This window comes from Kitasatospora sp. GAS204B (assembly GCF_029892155.1).
Taxonomy (GTDB): Bacteria; Actinomycetota; Actinomycetes; order Streptomycetales; family Streptomycetaceae; genus Kitasatospora.
Window position 1 is genome coordinate 197,211 of the sequence record NZ_JARZAG010000005.1, and the last position, 26,316, is coordinate 223,526.

21 protein-coding genes are annotated in these 26,316 nt (G+C 71.5%); 7 read left to right on the forward strand and 14 right to left on the reverse strand.

The window, feature by feature from the left end; all coding sequences use genetic code 11:
• Positions 1 to 90: 90 nt before the first annotated feature.
• Positions 91 to 1,326 carry a DUF2510 domain-containing protein gene (locus P3T41_RS09265; protein ID WP_280689155.1) on the reverse strand — a complete coding sequence of 412 codons (1,236 nt, stop codon included), beginning with the start codon at positions 1,324 to 1,326 and terminating at the stop codon, positions 91 to 93.
• Between the two features lie 219 nt (positions 1,327 to 1,545).
• Here P3T41_RS09265 and P3T41_RS09270 point away from each other — a divergent pair, with 219 nt between their 5' ends.
• The 3 genes from P3T41_RS09270 (at position 1,546) to P3T41_RS09280 (ending at position 4,529) form a co-directional block, all read left to right on the forward strand.
• Positions 1,546 to 2,637, forward strand: coding sequence for a cation diffusion facilitator family transporter (locus P3T41_RS09270; RefSeq protein ID WP_280689156.1), 1,092 nt, complete (start codon positions 1,546 to 1,548; stop codon positions 2,635 to 2,637).
• A gap of 48 nt (positions 2,638 to 2,685) precedes the next feature.
• A complete protein-coding gene (locus P3T41_RS09275) occupies positions 2,686 to 3,537 on the forward strand; it encodes a PhzF family phenazine biosynthesis isomerase (RefSeq protein ID WP_280689158.1) in 852 nt (283 codons plus the stop codon).
• 77 nt (positions 3,538 to 3,614) lie between these two features.
• The gene (locus P3T41_RS09280; protein ID WP_280689267.1) at positions 3,615 to 4,529 is read left to right on the forward strand and encodes a 5'-3' exonuclease; all 915 of its coding nucleotides are present in this window, start codon (positions 3,615 to 3,617) and stop codon (positions 4,527 to 4,529) included.
• A gap of 18 nt (positions 4,530 to 4,547) precedes the next feature.
• Here P3T41_RS09280 and P3T41_RS09285 read toward each other — a convergent pair whose 3' ends face one another.
• Both P3T41_RS09285 and P3T41_RS09290 read right to left on the reverse strand, forming a co-directional pair.
• Positions 4,548 to 5,318, reverse strand: a complete 771-nt coding sequence (locus tag P3T41_RS09285; RefSeq protein WP_280689159.1) for a hypothetical protein — start codon at positions 5,316 to 5,318, stop codon at positions 4,548 to 4,550.
• Positions 5,302 to 6,531 (reverse strand): hypothetical protein, encoded by a 1,230-nt coding sequence (locus P3T41_RS09290; protein ID WP_280689268.1) that lies wholly within the window; start codon positions 6,529 to 6,531, stop codon positions 5,302 to 5,304. Before P3T41_RS09290 ends, P3T41_RS09285 begins: the two co-directional genes overlap by 17 nt.
• Before the next feature lie 414 nt (positions 6,532 to 6,945).
• Between P3T41_RS09290 and P3T41_RS09295 the strand changes: the two genes are divergently transcribed.
• The gene (locus tag P3T41_RS09295) at positions 6,946 to 7,998 is read left to right on the forward strand and encodes a sphingomyelin phosphodiesterase (RefSeq protein WP_280689160.1); all 1,053 of its coding nucleotides are present in this window, start codon (positions 6,946 to 6,948) and stop codon (positions 7,996 to 7,998) included.
• An 82-nt stretch (positions 7,999 to 8,080) separates the two neighbouring features.
• On the opposite strand, the gene P3T41_RS09300 is transcribed toward P3T41_RS09295, so the two are convergent.
• On the reverse strand, positions 8,081 to 10,924 hold the full coding sequence (locus P3T41_RS09300) for a DEAD/DEAH box helicase (RefSeq protein ID WP_280689161.1): 2,844 nt from the start codon (positions 10,922 to 10,924) through the stop codon (positions 8,081 to 8,083).
• A gap of 311 nt (positions 10,925 to 11,235) precedes the next feature.
• Here P3T41_RS09300 and P3T41_RS09305 point away from each other — a divergent pair, with 311 nt between their 5' ends.
• Positions 11,236 to 11,610, forward strand: a complete 375-nt coding sequence (locus P3T41_RS09305; protein WP_280689162.1) for a hypothetical protein — start codon at positions 11,236 to 11,238, stop codon at positions 11,608 to 11,610.
• On the opposite strand, the gene P3T41_RS09310 is transcribed toward P3T41_RS09305, so the two are convergent.
• The 7 genes from P3T41_RS09310 to P3T41_RS09340 form a co-directional block, all read right to left on the reverse strand.
• On the reverse strand, positions 11,579 to 12,823 hold the full coding sequence (locus tag P3T41_RS09310; RefSeq protein ID WP_280689163.1) for an aminotransferase class V-fold PLP-dependent enzyme: 1,245 nt from the start codon (positions 12,821 to 12,823) through the stop codon (positions 11,579 to 11,581). The genes P3T41_RS09305 and P3T41_RS09310 overlap by 32 nt on opposite strands.
• 4 nt (positions 12,824 to 12,827) lie before the next feature.
• Positions 12,828 to 14,606 (reverse strand): alpha-galactosidase, encoded by a 1,779-nt coding sequence (locus tag P3T41_RS09315; protein ID WP_280689164.1) that lies wholly within the window; start codon positions 14,604 to 14,606, stop codon positions 12,828 to 12,830.
• A gap of 76 nt (positions 14,607 to 14,682) precedes the next feature.
• On the reverse strand, positions 14,683 to 15,669 hold the full coding sequence (locus tag P3T41_RS09320) for an oligopeptide/dipeptide ABC transporter ATP-binding protein (RefSeq protein WP_280689165.1): 987 nt from the start codon (positions 15,667 to 15,669) through the stop codon (positions 14,683 to 14,685).
• Positions 15,663 to 16,661 carry an ABC transporter ATP-binding protein gene (locus P3T41_RS09325; protein ID WP_280689166.1) on the reverse strand — a complete coding sequence of 333 codons (999 nt, stop codon included), beginning with the start codon at positions 16,659 to 16,661 and terminating at the stop codon, positions 15,663 to 15,665. Before P3T41_RS09325 ends, P3T41_RS09320 begins: the two co-directional genes overlap by 7 nt.
• Entirely contained in the window at positions 16,658 to 17,647 is a 990-nt protein-coding gene (locus P3T41_RS09330; protein WP_280689167.1) for an ABC transporter permease, read from the reverse strand. The genes P3T41_RS09325 and P3T41_RS09330 overlap by 4 nt, the downstream gene beginning before the upstream one ends.
• Positions 17,644 to 18,594, reverse strand: a complete 951-nt coding sequence (locus P3T41_RS09335) for an ABC transporter permease (protein WP_280689168.1) — start codon at positions 18,592 to 18,594, stop codon at positions 17,644 to 17,646. Before P3T41_RS09335 ends, P3T41_RS09330 begins: the two co-directional genes overlap by 4 nt.
• A 16-nt stretch (positions 18,595 to 18,610) precedes the next feature.
• Entirely contained in the window at positions 18,611 to 20,344 is a 1,734-nt protein-coding gene (locus P3T41_RS09340; RefSeq protein ID WP_280689169.1) for an ABC transporter substrate-binding protein, read from the reverse strand.
• 309 nt (positions 20,345 to 20,653) lie between these two features.
• Here P3T41_RS09340 and P3T41_RS09345 point away from each other — a divergent pair, with 309 nt between their 5' ends.
• The gene (locus tag P3T41_RS09345; protein WP_280689170.1) at positions 20,654 to 22,099 is read left to right on the forward strand and encodes an aminopeptidase P family protein; all 1,446 of its coding nucleotides are present in this window, start codon (positions 20,654 to 20,656) and stop codon (positions 22,097 to 22,099) included.
• A gap of 36 nt (positions 22,100 to 22,135) precedes the next feature.
• Here P3T41_RS09345 and P3T41_RS09350 read toward each other — a convergent pair whose 3' ends face one another.
• Positions 22,136 to 23,296, reverse strand: coding sequence for a hypothetical protein (locus P3T41_RS09350; RefSeq protein WP_280689171.1), 1,161 nt, complete (start codon positions 23,294 to 23,296; stop codon positions 22,136 to 22,138).
• A 307-nt stretch (positions 23,297 to 23,603) separates the two neighbouring features.
• On the opposite strand from P3T41_RS09350, the gene P3T41_RS09355 reads away from it, so the two are divergent.
• Positions 23,604 to 24,020 (forward strand): PPOX class F420-dependent oxidoreductase, encoded by a 417-nt coding sequence (locus tag P3T41_RS09355; RefSeq protein WP_280689269.1) that lies wholly within the window; start codon positions 23,604 to 23,606, stop codon positions 24,018 to 24,020.
• A 154-nt stretch (positions 24,021 to 24,174) separates the two neighbouring features.
• On the opposite strand, the gene P3T41_RS09360 is transcribed toward P3T41_RS09355, so the two are convergent.
• Together P3T41_RS09360 and P3T41_RS09365 are read right to left on the reverse strand one after the other, a co-directional pair.
• Positions 24,175 to 24,933: a GNAT family N-acetyltransferase gene (locus P3T41_RS09360; RefSeq protein ID WP_280689172.1), complete on the reverse strand. Its 759-nt coding sequence runs from the start codon at positions 24,931 to 24,933 to the stop codon at positions 24,175 to 24,177.
• A 310-nt stretch (positions 24,934 to 25,243) separates the two neighbouring features.
• On the reverse strand, positions 25,244 to 26,290 hold the full coding sequence (locus P3T41_RS09365; RefSeq protein ID WP_280689173.1) for a nitronate monooxygenase: 1,047 nt from the start codon (positions 26,288 to 26,290) through the stop codon (positions 25,244 to 25,246).
• Between the last annotated feature and the right edge of the window lie 26 nt (positions 26,291 to 26,316).

Here is a 26,316-nt window from a genome sequence, read left to right on the forward strand (position 1 = left end):
GCTGAGCTGGCCGGCCCGGGTTGGGGCGGGCAGACCCGTGCCCCGTCGCGTCGGCATGCGGCGGGGCACGGTGGGTGAGCTGAGGCGGCGTCAGGTGGTGGTGCCGCCTGAGGCGTTGCCGCCGGCGGCGCCGGATCCCGAGTAGTTGGTGATCCCGCTGACGATGGTGTCCATCTGGGAGACCGCCGGGGCCTTGGCGGCGATGTCGAAGCCGAGCCGCACCGAGATCAGGCTCTTGCCGTCGGCGGACGGGAAGACCACCGACTCGACTGTGCCGTTGTTGCCCTGCGCCGCGTTGACCTGCCAGCGCACCAGGTAGCCCGCGCGGCCGTCCACGGTGACCGACTGGGACTCCAGCTCCTTGTGGCCGGTGTTGCCCGGGTAGGAGGCGTTGGCGGCGTCCACGATGTCCTGCTTGGCGGCGGCCTGCGGGTCGGTGCCCTGGATCTGGCCGGTGTTGACGCCGCCGAGGGTGCACTGCTGGCTGTTGCCGCTGCCGCCGGTGCCACCACCGCTGCCACTGCCACCGCTGCCGCTGCCGGCGCCCGGGCACTGGTAGGGGCCGATGGCGAGGAAGGCCGTGCCGTCGCCCGCGGTGCCGCCCTGCCAGCCGGTCGGGACCGGCAGCTGGATGCCGCTGTTCATGTCGGCCGCCACGCCGGGCTGGCCGCTGCCGCCGCCGGTGCCCCCGGAGCCGCTGCCGCCGCTGTTTCCTCCGCTGTTTCCTCCGCCGGGGAAACCCGGGATGCCCGGGAAACCGTTGCCGCCGGTGGAGCCGCCGCTGCCGCCCGAACCGCCACCGCGCTGGCCGGGGAGCCGGCCGCCGCCGTTCTGCGGGTTGTTCGGCTGCTGCGGGACCGCCTGCGCCGTCTCGCGCGAACCGTGGTGGTCCGTCGCGAGGTAGGTGATGCCCGAGCCGACGGCCGCGCCGAGCAGGGCGGCCACGGCCGCGGTGATCAGCACCGGACGGCTGATCCGCCGCAGGACCGAGGGCCGCTGGGGCGGGAGCGGCTCGCCGTACGGGCCGAAGCTCGGCCCCGGGCCGTCCGGCGGAACCGGGTAGCGCACGGCGCCGTTCTCCAGCACCTCACCCTCGATCACCTGGGTGCCCTCCAGCACGGCGGTCTCCTCGACGTCCGAGACGCCGGAGCCGCTCTCGCCGGAGCCGACCGTGTCGCCGGAGCCGGTCGCGTGGCTGGAACCTGGGTCGCCGGGACGGGTGGTGGCCGTCCAGCCCATGCCGTCCCACCAGCGCTCGGGCCGGGGGTCACTGGTGGTGTCCTGCGGGTCCGGGTACCACCCGGCCGGGATCTTCGCTTCGCTCACACCAGAAAATGTATGGGCAGGCGGATAAGCGCGATATCAACTGAGTGCCACAATCGGGCCGATTCGCATGAGATTACGGTGAGAGTGCCCATTCGGAGCAGCAGGAAAGTGGAACGACAACGGTCACCACTGCAGTCTTTGGATCTTCGTCCGATCTACGGTTCACTTCCTGCAGGGCATCCGTCCTCGACCGCACCCGGCACTCAGGAGACGACCGCGATGGCCGGCCACCACGACCACCCGCACGACGAGCATGACGCGCACGACGCCCCTGACGCCCACGGGCACGGCGCGCACGGGCACGGGCACGGCGCGCACGGCCACTCGCACGGCGGGCACGGCCACTCGCACGGGGTGGCGGCCGACGCCGACCGCCGCTGGCTGACCAGTGCGCTGACCCTGATCGTCCTCTTCATGGCCGTCGAGGTGGTGGTCGGGTTCGCCGCGAGTTCGCTCGCCCTGATCTCGGACGCCGCGCACATGCTCACCGACGCGGCATCGATCGTGCTCGCCCTGATCGCGATGCGGCTGGCCGCCAAACCGGCCCGCGGCGGGTTCACCTACGGCCTCAAGCGTGCCGAGATCCTCTCCGCCCAGGCGAACGGCGTCACCCTGCTGGTGTTGTCCGCCTGGCTGGGCTACGAGTCGATCGGCCGACTGATCAACCCGCCCGAGGTCTCGGGCGGCCTGGTGCTGGTCACCGCGCTGGTCGGGATCGTGGTCAACCTCGCCGCCGCCTGGTGCATGTCCAAGGCCAACCGCAGCTCGCTCAACGTCGAGGGCGCTTTCCAGCACGTCGTGACCGACCTCTACGCCTTCATCGCCACCGCCGTGGCCGGCGCGATCATGCTGACCACCGGCTTCGGCCGGGCCGACGCGATCGCCTCGCTGATCGTGGTGGTGCTGATGCTGCGCGCGGGCATCGGGCTGGTCCGGGACTCCGGGCGGATCTTCCTGGAGGCCGCCCCGGCCGGGATCGACCCCAACACGCTGGCCGACCGCCTGGTCGAGACGCCCCTGGTCGAGGAGATCCACGACCTGCACGTCTGGGAGATCACCTCCAACCAGCCCGCGCTCTCCGCGCACATCCTGGTCACCCCCGGCGGCGACTGCCACGCCATCCGCCGCGACCTGCAGCGGCGACTGCGGGAGGAGTACCGGATCACCCACGCCACCTTGCAGGTCGACCATGTCGGCGAGGACGAGGACCAGCAGCTGCTGCAGATCACCGACGCCGCCGAGGCGCTGGCGGTCGAACACTGCGCCGACTCGCACGGCCCGGTGCACCGCTCCGGCCCGCACACCCACTGAAACGGCGGCCGGCGGAATGACGCTCGGGCCCGTGGTGTTCGGACGACCATGACTACAGTGCTGCGCTATGCCGCCTTCACCACCGACCCCGCCGGCGGGAACAGGGCGGGCGTGGTGCTGGACGCCACCGGCCTGACGGACCAGCGGATGCTGGCCATCGCCGCCGAGTTGGGCTACTCGGAGACCGCCTTCCTCACCCCCGACCCGGCCGGCGGTGAACGCGCCTACCGGGTGCGGTACTTCGCGCCCACCCTGGAGGTGCCGTTCTGCGGCCACGCCACCATCGCCGCCGCCGTGGCGGTGGCCGAGGCGACCGGCCCGGGTGAGCTGGTCTTCGAGACCGCGGCGGGCACCGTGCCGGTGGCCGTCACCGCCGGTCCGGACGGAGTGCTGCGGGCCACCCTGACCAGCGTCGAGCCGCACGTGCTGCCGGTCGACCAGGCCGACGTGACCGAGGCGCTGGCCCTGCTCGGCTGGACCACCGCCGAGTTGGACCCGACCCTGCCGCCCCGCTACGCCTATGCGGGCGCCCGCCATCTGGTGCTGGCCGCCCGCAGCCGGGAGCGGCTGGCCGAGCTGGCGTACGAGTTCGACGGACTCGCCGCCTTCATGACGAAGCGTGAGCTGATCACCCTGCAGCTGGTCTGGCGCGAGTCGGCCACGGTCTTCCACGTCCGCGATCCCTTCCCGGTCGGCGGCGTGGTCGAGGACCCGGCCACCGGCGCGGCGGCCGCCGCGTTCGGCGCCTACCTGCGCGAGCTGGGCGAGGCCGGCGAGACGGCCGAGCTGACCCTGCGTCAGGGCGAGGACATGGGCAGCCCCGGCCTGCTGAGCGTGGAGCTGCGGGCGGGCGACCCGCGGGTGCGGGTGTCCGGCGCGGCGGTGCGACTGCCCGCGTAGCGCGGCGCTGACGGGCCGCCGCGCCGACCGGTCCGTGACTTGTCGGTGCGGTGCGGGATGATCGGAGCGTGACCCTGATGCTCCTCGACACCGCCAGCCTCTACTTCCGGGCGTACTTCGGCGTGCCCGAGTCCGTGAAGTCCCCGGACGGCGTTCCGGTGAACGCCGTCCGCGGGCTGCTGGACTTCATCACCCGCCTGGTCCAGGATCACCGTCCGGACCAGCTGGTCGCCTGCATGGACGCCGACTGGCGCCCGCAGTGGCGGGTCGACCTGATCCCGACCTACAAGACCCACCGCCTCGCCCCGGAGCAGCCCCCGGGCGAGCAGAACACCGAGGAGATCCCGGACACCCTCTCCCCGCAGGTCCCGATCATCGAGCAGGTGCTGGACGCCCTCGGCATCGCCCGCGTCGGCGTCCCCGGCTACGAGGCGGACGACGTGATCGGCACCCTGGCCACCCGGGCGAGCGTGCCGGTGCGGATCGTCACCGGCGACCGCGACCTCTTCCAGCTGGTCGACGACGCCCGCGGTGTCCAGGTCGTCTACCCGCTCAAGGGCGTCGGCGCCGCCCAGCTGATCGACGAGGCCGCGCTGCGCGAGAAGTACGGCGTCACCGGCTCCCAGTACGCCGACATGGCGGCCCTGCGCGGCGACCCGAGCGACGGCCTGCCCGGCGTCAAGGGCATCGGCGAGAAGACCGCCGCCCAACTCATCCACGAGTACGGCGACTTGGCCGGCATCCGGGCCGCCGCCGCCGACCCGTTCACCAAGCTCACCCCGGCCCGCCGCAGGAACCTGCTGGAGGGCGCCGCCTACCTCGACGTCGCCCCCACCGTGGTCCGGGTCGCCACCGACATCCCGCTGCCGGACTTCGATCCCGCCCTGCCCCATGAGCCGCTCGACCCGATGACCTTGGAGTCCCTCGCCGCCCGCTGGGGCCTGGGCTCCTCTCTCACCCGCGTCCTCGACACCCTCGCAGCCACCCGCTGAGAACGGAATCCCTCAAGGTCAGACGGGCGGCAGCAGATCGCTCTCGCTGATGGTGTACGTCAGCAGGGGGTAGCGGAAGTCCGTTTCCTTGTTCTCACGGCGCCGTAGTTGGTAGAACTCGTGCCGCTGGTCATCGTCGGCCAACCTGAGGCGCGCACCCTGCGGGAGGTATGCCTGTCCGTCGCGAAACCGAACGAAGGTCTTCGACGTTCGAAACGTCACACCCAACCACTGGTTGTCCGCCGCCTGGACGGGCTTGTCCAATACGATTTTGTGCCTGAGCTGCCGATTCAAGTCGACAGAAAACGCGACGATACTGTTGTGAGCGAGGGGGATCTCGAACTTCTCGCCATCGGACCCCTTTGATTCGAAGACCAGATTCCTCGGCGGGCTCGCTTCGGGATGCTGGTAGCAGGAGAAGACGGCGATAGACGACTCGCCGGCCAGATCGAGGGCCTGGTCGGAATGGCTGCCCATGGTTGTGTAAGCATTCGTGTAGCTCTCGATGAGAGCGTTGTTGAAGCCGACCGAAAGCGCCGCGCTTTCCTGAACCTGTTGCGCCAGCCGTTCGTGCACCTCCTGGAAACGCTGTGCCGGGCTGCTGTACCGAGCGGTCGTACGTACGAGAGGCACACCACCAGCCTCGTCGACCTTGGTGAGCGTGGCGCCTCGCCGACCTTTTCCTACGTCTGCCAGGCGAGCCGACGCGGACAGCTCCGCAAAGAGATTCTCCTCGGTCGGCAGAGCGCACGAGAGGATCCCGTCCGAGATCCTAGAGTCGGGGGGCAATGTAGTCCCCCGTGTTCATACTGAAGAGAAACTCGTCACCGTAATCAATGAAGGACGAGGTCCTGTTCTCCTCGGCGTACAACCTGCGCAGCTCGTCCATGCCGACCTGCGTGGGTGGCCCCAGCTTCACCAGATCCCCGGGCGCTTTGAGGAACGTGTGGCCGTTCTTGTGAACGGCTTCGGCGCTCGAACAGCGCACCACGTATCCCAGGCGGGTCGGGAGCAACTCGGCGTCCAATGTCGAAGGCCGGATCTCATGCGTGTACAGGCGGTTGGTGGACAGTGGCATGAAGAACACGGAGCCGGGATAGAGAGTCAGGGTGAACTGCGGGGGGAGCGCGACCCCGCCGCGTTCTTCGGTCGGCTCCTTGAGGCGAAAGTGGAGTTTGGTCAGCCCGCTGGCACCCTTCACGCCGTGGTCGAAGGCGTCTTCGGCCAGGGGCTGCAGCTTGTCGATCCGGTCATAGAAAGTGCAGAAGGCCATGATGCCATTGGCGGGCATGTCCTTGGTCTTGTCGGCATGGGCCGAGATCTTGGCCTTGGACTGCTTGCGCTCGGCCGTGGCAAGGGTGTTGTGGTAGATCTGAGCGAGGACGTGATTGAGCGGTGCCTGGTTCCGGAAGACGGCGGCGGCCTCGCGGTTCAGCGCCTCGACGATGCGCGTGTCGGTCGGGCGAAAGCTCTCGGTCGGCCCCGAGAGATTCGTGGAGCACCGGAGCAGACGGAAATGTAGTTCGTCACCGGTTCGCGTGACGGGCGTCAGATAGATTCCGCTGCGATGGGCTGTTCCGGGTTTGGTGGACTCCGTCAGGGACTGGAAAGCGTGCTCCGCACGGATCCGTCCGAAGTGATCGGCGCCGAGTCCGAAAAATCGGCGATAGTACACGCCCGCGCCGTGTACGCGGATGGGAACTCGGCCGAGGTCGACGAGGGTCCAAGGCTTGTCGACGTCCTCGTGGTAACCGTGTGACAGCTCCCGGATGACGAATACCCGGGCAGCCGCGTGCAGTTGGCGGCCGCTGATCCCGGATACATCGCCACACAGGTAGACGGTCTTCTGTGCGAGGTCGGGCGAACCAGAAGCAAGGTCCTCCGGCGTGATCGTGGACCCGAAGAAGTCCCTGATCAAGTCATTGTCTTGCACCATCGAAGGCGCAACCAGGATGTTGCTCGCATCCTCGATGCGGGCTTCTGTCAGTTCTGGTGTGTACATCAAACGGTACCTGCCGTTCGCAGATCTTGGTGGAGTGCTCAAAACCGTTGAGATGCTCCCACGGGGCTCGACAACGGGCAACGGATCCTGCCGGGCGGACGGTCCGCGGCGATCCTCCTGCTCCGCCACCACCCGGTGCTGGGCCTGGCCTTGGGGTCCCCCAGGATCGAGCGGAACGGCCGTCAGCGTCTCGGAGGTCTCCATGCGCGCGCCCTACGTGCGGCGCCCGGAGCTGACCAGAGTGCCTTGAAATCACCCATAGTTGTACAGACAGGCCGCTCCGCATGCCCACAATGTTGTGCAGACATCTTGCTGCCGAAGATTGGTCGGTTGGAGTTCTTCCAAACGTACTCATCGGTAGCTACGGTTCCGGCTGTCATGCACAGCTGACCTTCCTCCAGGAGCCGTTCCCCCATGACCCTGCGCCGCTCCGCTGTCGCGCTCTCCTCCGCCGCCGCCGCGCTCACCCTGCTCACCGGCACCGCCGCCACCAGCGCCTCGGCCGCCGCCACCGGCCCGGCCGCCCCCGCCGGCAGCACGCTGTCCGTCTTCGCCTGGAACGTCGACCTCGGCACCTCCGTGGTCGACTGGAGCCAGAACGAGAAGGCCAGCACCCGCACCCCCGTGGTCGAGTCGATCATCCGCCAGCACAGCGCCGACGTGGTGGTCCTGGACGAACTGTTCAACGACTCCTCGATCAGCGACATCAACAGCAAGCTCGCCGACCTCTACCCCTACCGCACCCCGGTGGTCGGCGGCACCTGCTCCGGCGGCGGCTGGAACGGCACCAGCGGCAACTGCTCCAGCTCCCCGTTCGTGATCAACGGCGGGACGATGATCCTCTCGAAGTACCCGATCACCGCCCAGTACCAGCACGTCTTCTCCAACTCCACCTACGGCACCTGGGACTACCACTCGGACAAGGGCGCCGCGCTGGTCCAGGTCGACAAGGGCGGCGTGAAGACCTGGGTGGCCGGCACCCACCTGCAGGCCGACGAGTCCGACACCTCCACCGACACCACCCAGGCCACCCGGCTCGCCCAGCTCGGCGAGATCAAGTCCTGGGTGAACGGGATCGTCGGCACCAGCGCCCCGGTGCTCTTCGGCGGCGACCTGAACGTGGAGTACTACCACGGCCAGGCGCGCGGCGACTACGCCAACGCGCAGAACGCGGTGAACGGCGTGCTCGGCTCGCCCGCGCTGGACCCCAACCAGACCGTGACCACGATGGACTGCACGGTCTCCGCCTGGTGCCAGTACATGAGCGGCATCGAGACCTTCCCGGTCGACTACCGCGACGACCTGGACTACCTCGGCTACCTGAACGAGGCCGGCCGCCCCACCCCGGTCGCGCTGCCGAACGTCGCGATCGACCTCGACCCGCAGGCCGGCTGGAGCGCCGGTCAGCTGGACACCAACTCCCCCAGCGACCACTACCCGGTCGAGGCCACCTTCCAGCTCGGCTGACCCCCACCGGCCCGAGCCACAGCTGCCCCCGACCGTGCACGACGGTCGGGGGCAGCCGCACTTCGCGGAATCCGACGGCCCGTCAGGCCACCGACGAGTACGCGATGATCCCGCGCCGTAGCGCGTCCACCGCCTTGCGGGCCGTGGAGCGCAGCTGGGCATCCTCGCCGGCCGCGTCCTGGATCTGGCCGAGCACGTCGATCAGTTGCTTGGTCCAGCGCACGAAGTCGCCGGCGGGCATCTCGGCGTCGCGCAGCACCGCGTCCAGGCTGTGGCCCAGCGCCCAGCGGTAGGCGACCCAGGCGAAGCCCAGGTCGGGCTCGCGCTGGCCGACGCCCTCGGCGGTGTTGATCCGGTGCTGCTCCTCCAGGGCGTCCAGGTGGCCCCAGATCCGGACCATCCGGCCGAGCGCCTCCTTGGCGCCGCCCTCCGGCAGGCGCGGGGTCGCCGCGTCGTCGGACTGGCGGGCTTCGTAGACCAACGCCGAGGCGCAGGCCGCGAGTTCGGCGGCGGCCAGGTCCTTCCAGACGCCTTCGCGGATGCACTCGGAGGCGAGCAGGTCGAGTTCGCCGTAGAGCCGGCCGAGCCGCTTGCCGTCGTCGGTCACCGAGTCGCCGACCAGGTAGCCGAGGTCGGTGAGCAGCCCGCTGACCCGGTCGAAGGTGCGCGCGATGGTGTGGGTGCGCGAGCGCATCTTGCGCTCCAGCACCTCGGTGTCGCGGTGCAGCCGCTGGTAGCGCTCGGCCCAGCGGGCGTGGTTCTCCCGGTCGTCGCAGCCGTGGCAGGGGTGCTGGCGCAACTCCGTGCGCAGCCGGGCGATCTGCGGGTCGTCGGCGGCGGCCGCCCGGCCCTTGCGGTAGCGCTCGGGCTCCAGGTGGCCGGCCTTGGTGCGCAGCGCGGAGGCCAGGTCGCGGCGGGACTGCGGGCTGCGCGGGTTGAAGGACTTGGGGATCTTCACCCGCTCGATGGCCACCACCGGGTACGGGAAGTCGATCATCGCCAGCCGCTTGACCTGCCGCTCGGCGGTGAGCACCACCGGGCGCGGCCCGTCCTGGTAGTCGGGGTGCCGGATCGCGCCGCGGCCGTTGCGGCTGACCGGCGGCAGGCCCGGGTCGATGACCAGCGCCAGCCCCGCGAACTTGCCGGTCGGCACGTGGATCACGTCGCCCGGCTTCAGCGCCTCGATCGCCTCGATCGCGGCCGCCCGGCGCTGGCTGCCGCCCTCGCGGGCCAGCTCGTTCTCCCGGTCCTTCAGCTCCCGGCGCAGGTCCATGTACTCCTGGAAGTCGCCGAGGTGACAGGTCATCGCCTCGCGGTAGCCGTCCAGGCCCTCCTCGTTGCGCTGCACCTGCCGGGAGATGCCGACCACCGAACGGTCCGCCTGGAACTGGGCGAAGGAGGTCTCCAGGAGTTCGCGCGAGCGGTGCCGCCCGAACTGACCGACCAGGTTGACGGCCATGTTGTAGGACGGCTTGAAGGAGGAGCGCAGCGGGTAGGTGCGGGTGCCGGCCAGGCCGGCCAGCGCCTCCGGGTCCAGGCCGCGCTGCCAGAGCACCACCGCGTGGCCCTCGACGTCGATGCCGCGCCGCCCGGCACGGCCGGTCAGCTGGGTGTACTCGCCGGGGGTGATGTCGGCGTGCATCTCGCCGTTCCACTTGACCAGCTTCTCCAACACCACCGAGCGGGCCGGCATGTTGATGCCCAGCGCCAGCGTCTCGGTCGCGAAGACGGCCTTGACCAGGCCCTTCAGGAAGAGCTCCTCGACCACCTCCTTGAACCGGGGCAGCATGCCGGCGTGGTGCGCGGCCACCCCGCGCTCCAGCGCGTCCAGCCACTCGAAGTAGCCGAGCACGTGCAGGTCCTCGTCGGGGATCGCGGCGCAGCGGTCCTCCACGATGGCCCGCACCTGCAGCCGCTCCTGCTCGTCGTTGAGCCGCAGCCCGGAGGTGAGCACCTGCTGGACGGCGGCCTCGCAGCCGGCCCGGCTGAAGATGAAGGTGATCGCGGGCAGCAGGCCCTCGGCGTCCAGCCGGTCGATCACGTCGGCCCGGCCCGGCGTCCAGACCCGCCCGGGGCGCCCGCTCGGCATCGAGCGGCCCCGCCCGCGCCCGGCGAACCGGGGGTTGCGGTCGGCCTCGCTGCGGGCGAGGCGGACCAGCTCGGGGTTGACCGCCTTGGCCGGATTCTTCTGGCTGAACTTGGGGCGGCCGTCCACGTCCGGGTCGGAGAACAGGTCGTACATCCGGTTGCCGGCCATCACGTGCTGCCAGAGCGGGACCGGGCGGTGCTCGGCGACGATCACCTTGGTGCCGCCGCGCACGGTGTCCAGCCAGTCGCCGAACTCCTCGGCGTTGGAGACGGTGGCCGAGAGCGAGACCAGGGTGACGGACTCGGGCAGGTGGATGATCACCTCCTCCCAGACCGCGCCACGGAACCGGTCGGCGAGGTAGTGCACCTCGTCCATCACCACGTAACCGAGGCCGTCCAGGGTGTGCGAGTTCGCGTAGAGCATGTTCCGCAGCACCTCGGTGGTCATCACCACCACGGGTGCGTCGCCGTTGACCGAGTTGTCGCCGGTCAGCAGGCCGACCTTGGCGGCGCCGTAGCGCTTGACCAGGTCGGCGTACTTCTGGTTCGACAGGGCCTTGATCGGGGTGGTGTAGAAGCACTTGCGGCCGGCCGCCAGGGCCAGGTGGACCGCGAACTCGCCCACGATGGTCTTGCCGGAGCCGGTCGGCGCGGCGACCAGGACGCCCTGACCCTCCTCGAGGGTCCGGCAGGCCTCCAGCTGGAACTCGTCGAGCGGGAAGTCGTACAGCTCGCGGAAACCGTACAGGGCGGTGGCCTGCTCCTTGGCGCGGCGGCGGGAGGCCGCGTACGCCTCGGCGGGGCTCATCGCATCGTCGTCGGACAGGGCGCTGCTCATCGGCGTCACCTCTTCTTCCCGTGGTGGTGGGTCGCAGACGGTGACGCCTGCGGCTGCGGGCCGGCTCCGGGGCACTGGGCCGAACGGGGCGCGCAGCTGGTCTGGTCGGTGTGGTGTTCCAGCATCTCAGCCTGAGATTACCCGCCGGGGCTGACATTGATCGCACCGTTTTCCCGACCTTGAACGATCACTCATGGTCCCCATCGATCAGGCACGACCGCCTTCGTTCAGCTGTGAACATTTGTCAACCGAGCGTTGCGGTTCTCCCTACAGTCAGCGACACAGACCTGGTCACCTGGAGGGGCGCAGACATGGCGAACGTGGACACCTCGCTCAAGGAAGCGATCAGCATCGAGGGCGCGATCGGCGTCGCGCTGGTCGACTACGGCAGCGGGATGGCGCTCGGCGCGCTGGGCGACAGCCCCGAGCTGGACCTGAACGTGGCGGCGGCCGGCAACACCGATGTGGTGCGGGCCAAGATGCGCACCATGGAGATGCTCAATCTGCACGACAACGAGATCGAGGACATCCTCATCTCGCTGACCAACCAGTACCACCTGATCCGGCCGCTGACCCGGCCGGGCGGCCGCGGGCTCTTCCTCTACCTCGCGCTCGCGCGCAGCCGCTCCAACCTCGCGATGGCCCGCCACCAGCTCAAGCTGATCGAGGCCGGCCTGGAGATCTGAGCAGCCCGGCCAGGCCGGCCGCGAGCTTCTCGTACTCCTCGGCCCGGTTGTAGACCTGCGCGCTGATCCGCAGCACCCCGCCGCCCGCCCACGGCCGCACCGCGACGCGCGCGCCGAGCTCGTCCCGGACGGCGCCCATCAGCGCCCGCACGCCAGCCTCGTCCTCGGCCACTCCGGCGGGCAGCCGCACCGCCCGCATCGCCAGCCGATCGGAGCCGGGCAGCGGCGGCAGGCCGGCCAACTCGGTGAGCAGGTGCTGACCGTGGGCCGCCAGCCGCGCGTTGTGCTCGCGCACCCGTTCGACGCCGAGCTCGTCCAGCACCCGCAGCGCGGCAGGGGCGGCCAGCCAGCCGGTGTAGTCGGCGGTGCCACGCCACTCGACGTTGGACGGGAAGCCGCGCTCGTGCTCCCAGGAGTAGGTGAGTGGGCGGACCCGCTCGCGCCAGGCCTCGCTGACCGCGAGGACGGCGGTGGGGCGGGGCGCGAAGGCCCACTTGTGCAGGTTGCCGAACCAGAAATCGGGCCAGCAGAAATCGGGCCGGGAGAGATCAGAGCGCGAGAAGTCGGGCCGGTCGACTTCCGCATCAGGCCGCAGGTCGGGAGCCAGCATGCCAGGCGCGTGCGCGGCGTCGACCATGGTCAGCACCCCGCGCTCGGCGAGCGCCCGCAGCAGCGCCGGGGTGGCGATCTCGCGGGCCGTGGGCGAGGTGATCCGGTCCAGCAGCGCGACCCTGGTCCGCTCGGTGACGGCATCGAGCACGGCGCGGGCCGGGTCCGCCTCGTCCAGCGCCAGCCGGGCCACCCGGACGGTGGCGCCGCACTCGGCCGCCCGGCGCTCGGCGGCCCGGGTGACCACGCCGTAGCCGTGGTCGGTCACCAGGATCTCGTCGCCGGGCTGGAACGGAACGCTGTCCAGCGCCACCGCGACCGCCTCGGTCACGTTGCTGAGCAGCGCCAGCCCGGCCGGATCCGCGCCCAGCACCGGGGCGATCGCGGTGCGGGCGGCCGCGACCCGCTCGGGCAGGGCGAGGAAGAAGCCGTCCGGGTCGGCCTCCTGCTCGGCCCGGAACACCTCCTGGGCCTCGCGCACCGGGATCGGGACGGCACCGTAGGAGCCGTGGTTGAGGTGCGCGAGGGCCGGGTCGAGCGCGAACAGCTCGGCGGCACCGGGGATGGGGGCGGGGGCGTCCGCTGCGGACACGTCGGCTGTCACGGGATCACCCTTGACCAAGCCGGTCGGCCGGCGCAAGGGTCAGCAACCCGCCGCGCGGCACCGTGACCGCCAACTCCTGCCCTGCCACGGTGACCGTCGTGTCCGCCACGGTGGCGCCCGCGCAGTCGCGCACCAGCAGGCGCAGCGGGCCCGGCGAGCGATCGAACGCCAGCCGGACCAGCGGATCGGGGTCGGCGTTGGCCACCAGCAGCAGCTCGAAGGCACCGGTGACGGTGATCGGCACCGGCGCGTACCGCCCGAAGGCCAGCCCGGCGCCCTGCCGGGACTCCAGCAGCGGATAGCCCGACTCGGGCCGGTGCGGCCGGAACGCGCCGCGCTGCAGCAGCCCCACGTGCTCGCGCATCACCGCCAACCAGAACCGCAGCACCGCCAGTTGCCCGGCATCCTGGGTGCCCAGGTCCACCGAGACCTGGGCGGTGGCGAAGAGCACCGACTGGAGCAGCACCGCGATCTCCACCGGCCGCTCGCCCGGGTGCCAGGTGAGCGGGTCGGCGTGCACGGCCAGCGGCCCGGCGGTGAGCCGCAGGTCGGCGGTGCGGGCCCGGTTCTCCACCGCGTTGTGCGGGCAGTCGGTGGCCCGCACCATGGTGGCGTACGGCCACAACCCCGGTCCCACGTACGGCTGCCGGTGCTCGATCAGCAGCTCGGGACGCTGCGGACGCAGGCGCTCGTCCAGCCCGGTCAGCAACGCCCGCAGGCCCTCGGCGACCGCCTGCCGGTCGGTGGCGTGCCGGGCGAAGGTGTCGATGAAGTCGATCTTCAGCCCGTCCGCGCCGTACTCCTCCACCAGCGCCGCGAGCCGCTCGATCAGGTGCTCGCGCACCTCGGGGTCGGCCGGGTCGAGGACCGAGGTCTCCAACTCCTCCAGGTGGGCGAGCCGCCGGTCGGCGAACCGCATGCCGGCGGCGCTGCGGTCGCCCGCGAAGGGCAGCGCGACCCAGAGCAGGTAGGCCAGGCCCAGCGCGCGCACCCGGGCCACATGGTCGGCGAGGTCCGGGAACGGGCCCTGCGCGGGCTGCCAGTCGCCGGTGGTGGCGTAGGAGCGGGTGGTCTCCTCGGTCTGCCAGCCGTCGTCGACGATCAGCGCGCCGAAGCCCAGCGGCACCGCGAGCGCGGCCAGCCGCTCGACCTCGGCGGCCGTGATCTCCAGGTGGCGGACGTACCAGGTGCAGAAGACCGGCTCGAAAGCGCCGTCGGGCGCCGCCGGTTGCGCACCGGTGCCCCACCAGGCGACCATCTCGGCGATGGTCTCGGCGAAATGACGTCCCGTCAGATCAAGCCGCAGGGACAGTGGTTCGCGGTCCACCTGGTGCTCCACCCACCAGACGAACTCGCCGGTCTCCTCCACCGCCCCCTCGCCGATGGTCACCGGCCGCAGCAGCTCACCGACCGCGAAGGTGCACAACGCCGTGTCGCCGGCGCCGAGCAGGCTGCCGATCGGCACCCCGGCGGCCAGGTCGGCCACCCGGGGCTTGCTCCAGGAGGGCGGCAGCCAGCGGGAGTCCGTGTGCGGGCGCCACAGGCCGGTGGCGCCCGCACACGGCAGCCGCCACTCGACCCGCACCCGGGCGGGCCGCTCGCCGAGGGGTTCGGCCTCCACCAGCAGCAGCCGCTGATCGCCGCCACGCACCCGCGCCTCGACACCCGCCGCCCCGATCGCGGTCACCCGCAGCCGCAACCCCGGTACGCCGGTGTCCAGTTCTCGCACGCTCTCGGTCAGCCCCGAGCTCGGCGCGCTGCCGTCCCAGTTCAGCGGAGACACAGATACTCGCCTTTCGAAAGTGGATCCCGGTCGGACGAGGCCCTCAATGGGTTCCCCGCCCCGCCCGACCGGGGGTCTAGTGAGCCGCGTTCTGCGGGAAGTGGCAGGCCACTTCCCGGCGGCCCGGTCCCGCGATCTGCAGCAGCGGCGCCTCGGTCCGGCAGATCTGCTGCGCCTGCGGGCAGCGCGGGTGGAAGGTGCAGCCGCTGGGCGGGTTGGCCGGGCTCGGCGGGTCGCCGAGCAGCACGATCCGCTCCCTGGCCCGCTCGGCCGCCGGGTCCGGCAGCGGCACCGCGGAGAGCAGCGCCTTGGTGTACGGGTGCGCGGGGTCGCCGTACACCTGGGCCTTGTCGCCGATCTCGACGATCCGGCCCAGGTACATCACCGCGACCCGGTGGCTGATGTGCTTGACCACCGCCAGGTCGTGGGCGATGAACAGGTACGCCACCCCCAACTCGCGCTGCAGCCGCTCCAGCAGGCCGACGATCTGCGCCTGGATCGAGACGTCCAGCGCCGAGACCGGCTCGTCGGCGACCACCAGCGCGGGCCGGGTGGCCAGCGCCCGGGCGATCCCGATCCGCTGGGCCTGGCCGCCGGAGAACTGGTAGGGATAGCGCTCCAGATGCTCCGGCGCCAGGCCCACCAGCCGTACCAGGTCCCGCACTTCGCGCCGGATCTCCGCCGTCGCCACGCCCTGGGCCCGCAGCGGCGCCGCGATGATCTGCTGGACCGTCTGCCGCGGGTTCAGCGAGGCGAACGGGTCCTGGAAGATGATCTGCAACCTGCTGCGCAGCGGGCGCAGTTCGCGCTGCCCGAGCCGGGTGATGTCCTGGCCCTGGAACTCCACCCGCCCGCCCGTCGGGTCGAGCAGCCGCACCAGCATCCGCCCGGTGGTGGACTTGCCGCAGCCGGACTCGCCGACCAGACCGAGCGTCTCGCCGGCCCGCACGTCGAAGCTGAGCCCGTCCACCGCCTTGACCCCGGGCCGCCTGCGCAGCCCCTCCCGGCCGCCCGGGAAGGTCATCTGCAACTCCCGTACGGTGAGCACCGAATCCGTCAGCATGGGGATGCCACCTCCGGGTGGACACAGGCGCTGCGGTGCCCGCTGGGGGCGACCTGGACCAGCGGGGGCCGGGCGTCGGTACAGGCGGCCTGCGGGGCGGCCGCGTAGAGCGGGCAGCGCGGGTGGAACGCGCAGCCGGCCGGCGGCGAGAGCAGCGAGGGCGGCGAGCCGGGAATGGCCCGCAGCGCCGCCTCCTCTCCCTGCGCACCGCCGGCGTCCAGGCGCGGCAGCGAGTCCAGCAGGCCGCGGGTGTACGGGTGCCGGGGCGCGGTGAAGAGCGCGTCGGCGTCCGCCTGTTCGACGGCCGAGCCGCCGTACATCACCAGCACGTCGTCGGCCACCCGGGCGATCACCCCGAGGTCGTGGGTGATCATGATGATGCCCAGTCCCCGCTCCTCCTTGAGCTTCATCAGCAGGTCGAGCACCTGGGCCTGGACCGTGACGTCCAGCGCGGTGGTCGGCTCGTCGGCGATGATCAGCTCGGGCTCGCAGGAGAGCGCGAGCGCGATCATCGCGCGCTGGCGCATGCCGCCGGAGAACTGGTGCGGGTACTCCCCCGCCCGGCGGGCCGGCTCGGGGATCCCGACGTCGCCGAGCACCTCCACGGCACGGGCCCAGGCCGTCCTGCGGCTGGAGCCGAAGTGCTCCCGGTGCGCCTCGGCGATCTGGTCGCCGATGGTGAAGTACGGGTGCAGCGCGGTGAGCGCGTCCTGGAAGATCATCGCCATCCGCCGCCCGCGCAGCCGGCGCACCGTCTCGTCGGGCGCCCCGATCAGCTCGGTGCCGTCGAAGTCGACCGAGCCGGTGACCTCGGCCCCACGGTGCAGGCCCATCACGGCCAGCGAGGTGACCGACTTGCCCGAACCCGACTCGCCGACGATCCCCAGGGTGCGGCCGCGCTCGACGTCGAAGTCGACGCCCTTGACCGCCCGGACCAGCCCCTCGGCGGTGCTGAACTCGACCGCGAGGTCGCGGACCTGAAGCAGCGTCACGAAAGCCTCGCTCTCGGGTCGATCCAGGCGTAGAGCAGGTCCACGACCAGGTTGGAGGTGACGATGAAGAAGGAGGCCAGCAACGTGATGCCCATCACCACCGGCTGGTCCGCCTTGTGCAGGGAGTCGGCGAAGAGCTTGCCGACGCCCGGCAGGCTGAACAGCGACTCGGTGATCATCGCGCCGGCCAGCAGCGAGCCCAGGTCCATGCCGAGCATGGTGGCCACCGCCGTCAGCGCCGGGCGCAGCCCGTGCTTGCCGACCACCTTGCGCTCGCACAGGCCCTTGGCCCGGGCGGTGCGCACGAAGGGTTCGGCGAGCGTCTCGATCACCGAACTGCGGGTCATCCGGGCGTACATGGCCGCGGTGGCCAGCGCCAGGGTGATCCACGGCAGGATCAGGTTCTGCACCCAGCCCACCGGGTCCGAGGTGAAGGCGACGTAGCTCGGGAAGGGCAGCCAGCCGAGCAGCACGACCACCACGTAGAGCAGGATCATCGCGGTGAAGTAGACCGGCACCGCGGCCGCGCCGATGGTGGCGACCATCAGCGTGCGGTCGACCCAACTGTTCTTGCGCAGCGCGGAGACCACGCCGACGCCCAGGCCCAGCAGCACCCAGACCACGGCCGCACCGATCGCCAGCGAGACGCTGGTCGGCAGCCGGTTCATGATCAGGTCCCAGACCGGGGCGCCGCTCTGGAAGGAGTACCCGAAGCAGGGGAAGCCGCAGTGCACCACGTACTGCCCGGTGCCCATGGTGCGGCCGGCGAAGATGGCCAGCACGTAGCGGGCGAACTGCACCACCAACGGGGCGTTCAGGCCCATCTGCTGGCGCACCTGGGCGACCCGGTCGGGCGGGCAGTCCTTGCCGCAGAACATCACCGCGGGGTCGGTGGGCAGCAGGTAGAAGATGACGAAGGTGATCGCGCAGATCACCAGCAGGGTGCCGGCGATGCCGAGCAGCCGGCGGACCAGGTAGCCGATCATCCGCGCCCGCCCTTCGGGTCCAGGGCGTCGCGCAGCGCGTCGCCGAGCAGGGTGAAGGCCAGCACCAGCAGGAAGAGGCAGGCGCAGGGCAGCACGAAGAACATCGGGTCGACCTTGTAGTAGAGCACCGAGTCGGAGATCATCTGTCCCCAGGACGGGGTGGGCGGGCGGACCCCGACGCCCAGGTAGGTCAGGCCGGCCTCGGCGCCGATCAGGTTCGGGATGGCCAGCGTCAGGTAGACGATGATGGTCCCGGTCAGGTTGGGCAGGATCTCGGTGAGCAGGATCCGGACGCTGCCGGTGCCGCTGGCCCGGGCCGCCTCGATGTACTCGCGGTGGCGCAGCGAGATGGTCTGACCGCGGATCACCCGGGCGATGTAGGGCCAGGTGAAGAGGGTCATCACCAGGATCAGCAGCAGCACCCGGTTGGCGTCCTTCACCACCGAGAGCAGCGCGATCATGAAGATCAGGCTCGGGAAGGACATCATGACGTCCATGAACCGGCTGATCACCGCGTCCACCCGGCCGCCGAAGTAGCCGGCCAGGCTGCCGAGCAGCACGCCGATCGCGGTGATCAGCACGGCGGCGCTGAACGCCACCAGCAGGCTGACCTGGGCCCCGTAGAGCAGCCGGGCGAAGATGTCCCGGCCCAGCATCGGTTCGACGCCGAGCCAGTGCGAGGGGCTCATCCCGCCCAGGCTGCCGCGCGGCAGCCCGCCGAGATAGGGGTCGATGGCCTTCCCGTCGGTGTCGGCCGGCCCGTGGCCGCTGATCCCGGTGAGCACCGGGGCCAGCAGCGCGGCCAGCACGAAGAAGGCGATCAGGCCCAGGCCGAACAGCGCCGCCTTGTCGCGGCGCAGCCGGCGCCAGGTCAACGTCCAGGGTGAGAGTCGCTCCTGACTCTCCGTCAGTTCGACCGGTTCGCCGGTCTGGAGTACAGCGGTCATCCGTGGGATCCCCGTATCACTTCAGCGACTTGAGGCCGACGGTGGCGTAGTCGATCTGCGCCGACCAGACCGGCGCGCCGAACGCCCCGGCGATGTTGGAGCCGACCAGTAGCGGCTTCTTCTGCCAGGTGAGCGGGACGGCCGGCGCCTCGCCCATGATCTTGGCGTCCAGCGCCAGCCAGGCCTGGTTGGCCGCGGCGACGTCGGTCAGGCCGGCGATCCGGTCCATCTCGGCGTCCACCGCCGGGTCCTTGAACCGGGTGATGTTGCCCTGGTTGCCGGTGTCGGTGATGATCCGGCTGTCGAACATCATCGGCAGGAAGGTGCTGGCCGACGGGTAGTCGGGGCACCAACCGGCCAGCGAGAGACCGGTCTGGGTGGTCTTGCTGCCCTCCACCGAGTAGGCGACCGAGGCGTCCACCGCGTTGATGGTGACGTTGATGCCGACCCGCTTGAGCGAGGCCTGCAACGACTCGGCGCGCTGCTCCTGGCTGCTGGCGACGGTGAGGGTGGTGGAGAAGCCGTTCGGGGCACCGCCGGCCGCCAGGTACTGCTTGGCCTTGTCGACATCGCCGTTCACCGGGATCTTGAGCTGGTCCACCGAGGAGCCGCCGGTGAGCTCCGGCGGCAGGTAGGTGGTGGCGATGTCGGCCAGTGCAGGGCCGCCGACGGCCGCCTGGTACGCGCCCTTGTCCACCGCGTACTCGACCGCCAGGCGCAGGTTCTGGTTGTCGAACGGCGGCTTGCTGGTGTCCATGTCCAGCAGCGCGTCGCAGTTGGAGTTCTCGCTGACCAGCCGGGCCTTGACGGTCGGGTCGGTGACCACGCTGCCGACCTTGGAGGGGTCGAGGTCGGCGTAGGCGATGGCGTTCTGGTCGTCGCCCTGGTTGGCGATCATCCGGTCGGCGACGTTGGTGGGGCTGAGCGTCTGGTCCACCACGATCTTGTCGGGGTAGGCCTTGCGGACCGGGTCGGTGGACTGGTCCCAGTACGAGTTGCGCACCAGCACCAGCTGCTTGCCCCGGTCATAGCTCTGGATCTTGTAAGGCCCCGAGGAGAACGGGTGGTTGGCGTAGTTGGCGCCGGTGTCCTTGGCGATCGGCACCGGCGCGAAGGTGGGCAGCGTGACGGTGTAGCCGAACTCGGCGACCGGGCGCTTGAGGTGGAAGACGATCGTCTTGGCGTCCGGCACCTCGATCGCCGAGGGGCCCAGGCGCTGCCCCTTCAGCGGGCCCTGGTAGTCGGCCGGCGCGTTCAGGTACGTCTTGGCGTAGTCCGGGCCGCCGGGCAGGTCGGGCGAGAAGGAGCGCTCGACGTTGTACTTGATGTCGTCGGCGACGATCGGTGAGCCGTCCTCGTACTTGAGGCCGTCCTTGAGGTGGAAGGTCCAGGTCTTGTCGCCGTCGCTCGGCTCGCCCAGGTCGGTGGCCAGGTCCGGGGCGATCTGCAGGCCGCCCGAGCCTGGCTCGGCCTTGAAGGTGGTCAGCGTGCGGTAGAGGGTGCGGATGCCGAAGTCCATCTCCGGCTCGACCCAGTTGCGGGTCGGGTCGAGGTCGGAGAAGTCCTGGTCGGCCAGCACGTGCAGGGTGCCGCCCTTGACCGGAGTGCCGCCGATGATGCCGTCGCCCGCGGTGGTCAGGCTCTTCTCGTCCGCGCCGGAGCCGCTCCCGGTACTCGAACAGGCCCCGAGGCCGAGGGTGAGTGTCGCCGCGATCGCTGCCGCGAGGGCGGCGTGGGTACGCCTGGTCATGTGCTCTCCGCAAAGGGTTCTGGCGCGTGGTGTGGGCGGCGCGTTGGGGGCCGGGGCGCTGGGGGCTGGCCTCGTCCGAGGTGTGACGAGTAACATAGTAATGTGAAATTGCACAGGCAAGAGATCGACCATCCCGTTATCCAGCTGTGTCCGAACGGGGCGTCAATCTCCGGTCAGCGCAACGAGATCAGCGCAGCTCAACCCCCGTCGCAGCACCGCCCCGCAGCCCCGCCGCTGTGCTGCGGGCCGACCGCAGCGCACCCCGCAGCTCGACCCGCACCGCCCTCAGGCCGTCGAAGGAGCCCGCCCGTGACCCGTCCGATCCCCTCCGCCAACACCGGGAGCCACGACCAGCCCATCTCGCCCGCCCTCGCCGCCTTCATGGGCGCCTCCTGGGCCGCCACCCCGCTGCCCGCCTCGGCGCGGGTGCCCGGCTACCGGATGATGCCGGCCCGCCGGACCAGACTCTCCGCGGCCTTCCCCGGCGAGCGGCTGATCGTGCCGGCCGGGCAGCTCAAGGTGCGCACCAACGACGTCGATTACCGCTTCCGCCCGCACAGCGCCTTCGCCTGGCTGACCGGCCTGACCGGCGAGGACCAGGTCGGCAACGTGCTGGTGCTGGAGCCGGACGGCGGCGACGGCTACGAACCGGTGCTCTACCTGCGGCCGCGCGCCGCACGGGACGGGGTCAGCGACGAGTTCTACCGCGACCGCCGGTACGGCGAGTTCTGGACCGGGCGGCGCCCCGACCTGGCCGAGGCGGCGCAGCTGACCGGCCTGCGGACCGAGCACGCGGACGCCCTGGAGAAGGTGCTGGGCGACCGGCACGGGGTCGTCCGGGTGCTGGGCGGCGTCGACCCGGTGGTCGACTCCCTGGTCGAGGGCGACGGGAATGCCGAACTCGCCACTGTGCTCGGCGAGTTGCGTCTGGTCAAGGACGCCTGGGAGGTCGAGCAGATGCAACTGGCCGTCGACTACACCACGCTGGCCTTCGAGGACGTGGTGCGCGCGCTGCCCGCCGCGCTGCGCCACCGGCGCGGCGAGCGGTGGATCGAGGGCGTCTTCAACCTGCGGGCCAGGGCCGAGGGCAACGGGATCGGCTACGAGACCATCGTCGCCTCCGGCGCGCACGCCGGTGTGCTGCACTGGATCCGCAACGACGGCCCCCTCGACCCGAGCCAACTGCTGCTGCTGGACGCCGGCGTGGAGACCGACACCCTCTACACCGCCGACATCACCCGCACCCTGCCGCTCGGCGGCACCTTCACGCCGGTCCAACGCCAGGTCTACGAGCTGGTGCTGGCAGCCCAGCAGGCGGGCATCGACGCGCTGCGCCCCGGCGCGCGCTACCGCGACTTCCACGAGGCGGCCATGGTGGTACTCGCCGAGGGGCTGGCCGACTGGGGCGTGCTGCGGATCTCCGCGGAGGAGGCGCTGCGCCCCGACAGCGGGCTCTACCGGCGCTACACGCTCTGCAGCAGCGGCCACATGCTGGGCCTGGACGAGCACGACTGCGCCAAGGCCCGCGCCGAGACCTACCTGGACGGGGTGTTGGAGGCCGGCCAGGTGCTGACCGTCGAACCCGGCCTCTACCTGCAGCGCGACGACCTGACGCTGCCGGCCGAGCTGCGCGGGATCGGGGTGCGGATCGAGGACGACCTGGTGATCACCGAGGACGGGGCGCGCCTGCTGTCCAACGGGCTGCCGCGCACGGTGGCCGGGATCGAGACGTGGATGGGAGAGCTGCTGGGGTGACGGGAGGGGCGCTGGCCGGCTCTCCCTGACGCCTCGTCAGATCATTGACTGCCAGGACGTCAGCAGGTACGCCCCGTACCAGCTCCCCACCAGCAGCACCGCCCCCGCGACCGCCCAGGCCACGCGCGGGCGGGCCTTGGCCAGGGCGACCGCGGCGGGCAGCAGGAAGAGCAGCCCCGGGACCAGCAGCCGCGGCTTGCACGCGGCGAACTCGCTCTGGCCGAGCGCCAGCCCGGTCACCAGCACCCCGTAGAGCGCGAGCGGCGGCCACGGCCGGCGCAGCAGCGCGAGCAGGCAGCCGCCCAACGCCGCGACCACCAGCAACGCGACGCTGACGTCCACCCACCCGGTGCCGCCCGCCAGTTGGTCGGTGACGTAGTCCCAGCTGTGCGCCCCCCAGTCCAACTCGGCACCCCAGCCGGCCCGCTGGATCCGGAACCAGCCGTCGGGCCGCCCGGTGCGCAGCCCCACCCAGAGCAGGTACCCCGGGGTGGCGCAGCAGGCGAGCAGCGCGGCGAGCAGCGGTCGCCACGACCAGCCCTGACGCACCGTCAAAACAGCTGCCAACCCGAGCGCCAACCCGACCGCGAGCCCGCCGGGCCGAGTCAGCCCCGCCAGCACCCCGAGGAGTCCCGCCGCGCCCCACCGACCCCGATGCGCGGCAAGCAACGCACCCACCGCGCAGGCCAGGAACACCGCCTCGCTGGAGGCCATCCCGAGCACCACCGCCAACGGCTGCGCCAGCACCAGGGCCAGCAGGAAGAGCCCGGTCCACCGGTCGTACAGCCGCTCGACCAGCCGGTAGAGCAGCACCGCGGCCAGCGCCCCCGCGGCGCGCGAGACCAGCAGCGCCGCGTCCCCGAAACTCAAGGCGGTCACCAGGTGGACGAGCCGGACCAGCGCCGGGTAGAGCGGAAAGACCGCCAACTCACCCGCGTCACGCGGCGCCCCGGCCGCCGGATACCCGTGCTCGGCCAACGCCAGCACCAACCGCCCGTCCCCGCCGAGCAACAGCCGCCCCAGCGGCGCCGAACCCGGCCGGCGCAGCACGGCGAGCAGCCCGAGCTGAAGCGCGCAGACCACACCGTAGAGCAGCAACGGCGGCGCCACCTCCCGAGCCCAGCGGCGCACCCGGGCCAGCGAGGCCCGCTCCGCCGCGGACAGCCCGGGGTGCGGATCGAGCACGTAGTCGGTCATGGACGCGACGGTACGGTCCAGCCCCGACCGGACTCGACCGGACGCCGAGGAGTTCCGCCGAACGGCAGCGGGCACTACGCCGAACGCCTGGAAGGTGTGGCCTCGCCGGATGAACCCGAAGGTCCCAATCACCCGGTGGGGTCAGTCAGTCCCACCATGCGCTCGCTCTGAGGGGCTCGACCTCACCGGTCGTGCAGGAACCAGCGGATGCCGTCCGCTGGTTCCTGCACGGGGCCTTGATCGCCGCGCGCCGCGCGTCCGCTGGCCCGCGCGCTCGGCGTTCCGTCAGGATGGCCCCATGACGATCATGACCGAGGACGCCTGGCGCGCCTTCCTCAGCTCCGGCACCCGCACCGCCAAGCTCTCCACCGTGCGGGCCGACGGGCGCCCGCACGTGGCGCCGATCTGGTTCCTGCTCGACGGGGACGAGATCGTCTTCAACACCGGCCGCTCCACCGTCAAGGGCCGCAACCTCGCCCGCGACCCCCGGGTGGCGATCTGTGTGGACGACGAGCAGCCGCCCTTCGCCTTCGTGCTGATCGAGGGCCGCGCGGAACTGAGCGAGGAGCTGCCCGAGTTGCGTTCCTGGGCGACCAGGATCGCCGCCCGCTACATGGGCGAGGACCGCGCCGAGGAGTACGGCGCGCGCAACGGCGTGCCGGGTGAGCTGGTGGTGCGGGTGCGGATCGAGCGGGTCAACGCCCAGGCCGGCGTGGCCGACTGAGGCCGCCAGGAACCGGAGGCCGCCCGGCCTCGCGCCCCGCTACCCCTGCCCGAACGCCCCGGCGGCGACCGCCACGGTGAAAGCGGCCCACGTTCCCCCGGCGAGGTGACCGTGGGTGGGGCCGCCGATCGCGCTCGGCAGCCCGACCCACGGTTCAGCCCTCCAACGAGACGTACAGCCGCGTCCCCTGCGGCCGGAACCCGACCCGCTCGTACACCCGCTGCGAGCCCTCGCCCGAGTACTCCAGCCACACCGACTCCGCCCCGGCCGCGAACATCGTCTCGGCCAGGGCAGCCGTGACGCGGGCGGCGATGCCCCGACCACGGTGGGCGGGGCGGGTACCGACTCCGGCGAGTTCCGAGGTGCCGACAGCCGGTGCGGAGGTCATCGCGCCACCCGCGCAACCGCCGTCGGGGGAACGGACGAAGCGGACCGCGCCGCCCATCTCCTGGGTGCGGCGCAGGCGGGCCGCGCCCTCGGGCGAGGAGGTGAACTCGCCCGCGAAGGCCTCGGACAGGGCGGCGTCGACCGCGGTGTAGTCCTCGTCGGTGGCCGGGGTCTCCACCAGGGGCGCGCCTGGACCGGCCGGCGGGACGGCCAGCGTGGCCGGGGTGCAGACCAGGTACTCGTGCACCGCCTCAGTGCTGAAACCGGCTGCGCGCAAGGCGGGTTCCACGGCCGGCGCGGCGTCGGGGGCGAACTCCAGGCGCGGCTTGAGACCACGTTCGCGGAAGGCCGCGATCAGCGCCGCGACGTCCCGCGCGGTCGGCTCGGCGCCGGGCAGCGGCGTCGCGTAGTTGATGAACGGGCTGGTGGTGCTGGGGTCGAACCCCGCGACGAAGCCTGCGGTCTCGATGACCACGGGGCGGCGGCGGAGGTTGGCGACGGCAAAGCTCTGGACATTGGTGTCCACGATGATGATGACCTCACGTTGATGACATGGTGAAGCGCGCTCCGTTGAGCTGCGCCTGCTTGTCGAAAGCGGTGCCGAAGGCACCGCACGTGGGGCCGCCGTGCGAAGACGGGCGTGGTACCGATCGAGGCGATGCTGCCGGGAAGGCAGACCGCTCAGTACCGACGGCGGCCGCTGAAGGGCGCCGAGACCATGGACTTCAATCCTCTGTCTGATGTGTGTGCGTGCTGCACAGCGGGTCCAACCCTTCCATGAAGATCGAGAGTTCACAAGGGGTTGGGACGATCGCTGCGACCACAGCCGCGACCGATCAGTGCCGCGCGTCCCGCCAGAGCCGCGCCGTCAGCTCCCCCGCGCCACCGGGCCGCGCCTGGCGGAACGCCGTGCCGGCCCACAGGTGCATGGTCTGCGTGTCCCCGCGCCCGGTGGCCGCGGCGCGCAGCGGGGCGGTGAGGTGGTGCACCTCGGGGTAGGCGTGCGGGGCCTGGTCGGCGTGACGGTCGGTGAAGGAGTTCCGCAGGCCTCGGGCCACCCGGCCGGTGAAGGCGCGGGTGCGGACGGTCTCGGTGAAGGCGGGATCGGCGAGGGCGGCGCGGTGCGGGGCGGAGGTGCCGGCCTCGTCGGTGAGCAGGTAGGCGGTCCCGAGCTGGACGGCGGCGGCGCCGGTGGCGAGCGCCGCGGCGATCCGGGGGCCGTCGCCGAGCCCGCCGGCCGCGATCAGCGGCAGGTCGGCGGTGACCCGGACCCGCGCCAGCAGGTCGAGCAGGGGCAGGTCGCGCAACGGCTCGGTGCCCCGCTCGGCCTTGACGGTGTGCGTGCCGCGGTGCCCACCGGCCTCGGGACCCTGCACGCAGAGCCCGTCCAGGCCCAGTTCGGCCGCCACCCGGGCCTCGGCCACGCTGGTCACGGTGGCCACCTGAGCCGTGCCGGCCGCCCGCAGTGCGCCCGCCTCCTGACGAGTCGGCAGGCCGAAGGTGTAGGAGACCACCGGGACCGGGTCGGCGAGCAGCGCGGCGATCTTGGCCGCCCAGTCCTCGTCGTCCGGCGCGATCCGCTCGGGCAACGTGACGTCCCAGCGCTCGGCCTCGGGCAGCAGTTCGGCACGGTAGGCGGGCAGCGCGGCGAGCTCGGCCGGGTCGGTGGCGGTCGGCACGAAGAGATTCACGCCGAACGGGCGGTCCGTCAACTCGCGGGTGCGGGCGATCTGCTCGGCCATGGCAGCCGCCGTCCGGTAGCCGGCGGCCAGGTAGCCGAGCCCGCCGGCGGCGTTCACGGCGGCGACCAGTTCGGGGGTGGAGGCGCCGCCGGCCATCGGGGCGGCGATGATCGGCAGGGCCAGCTCGTCGAGAGTGAACACGGCTCCACTGTACGGCGGCAGTGATC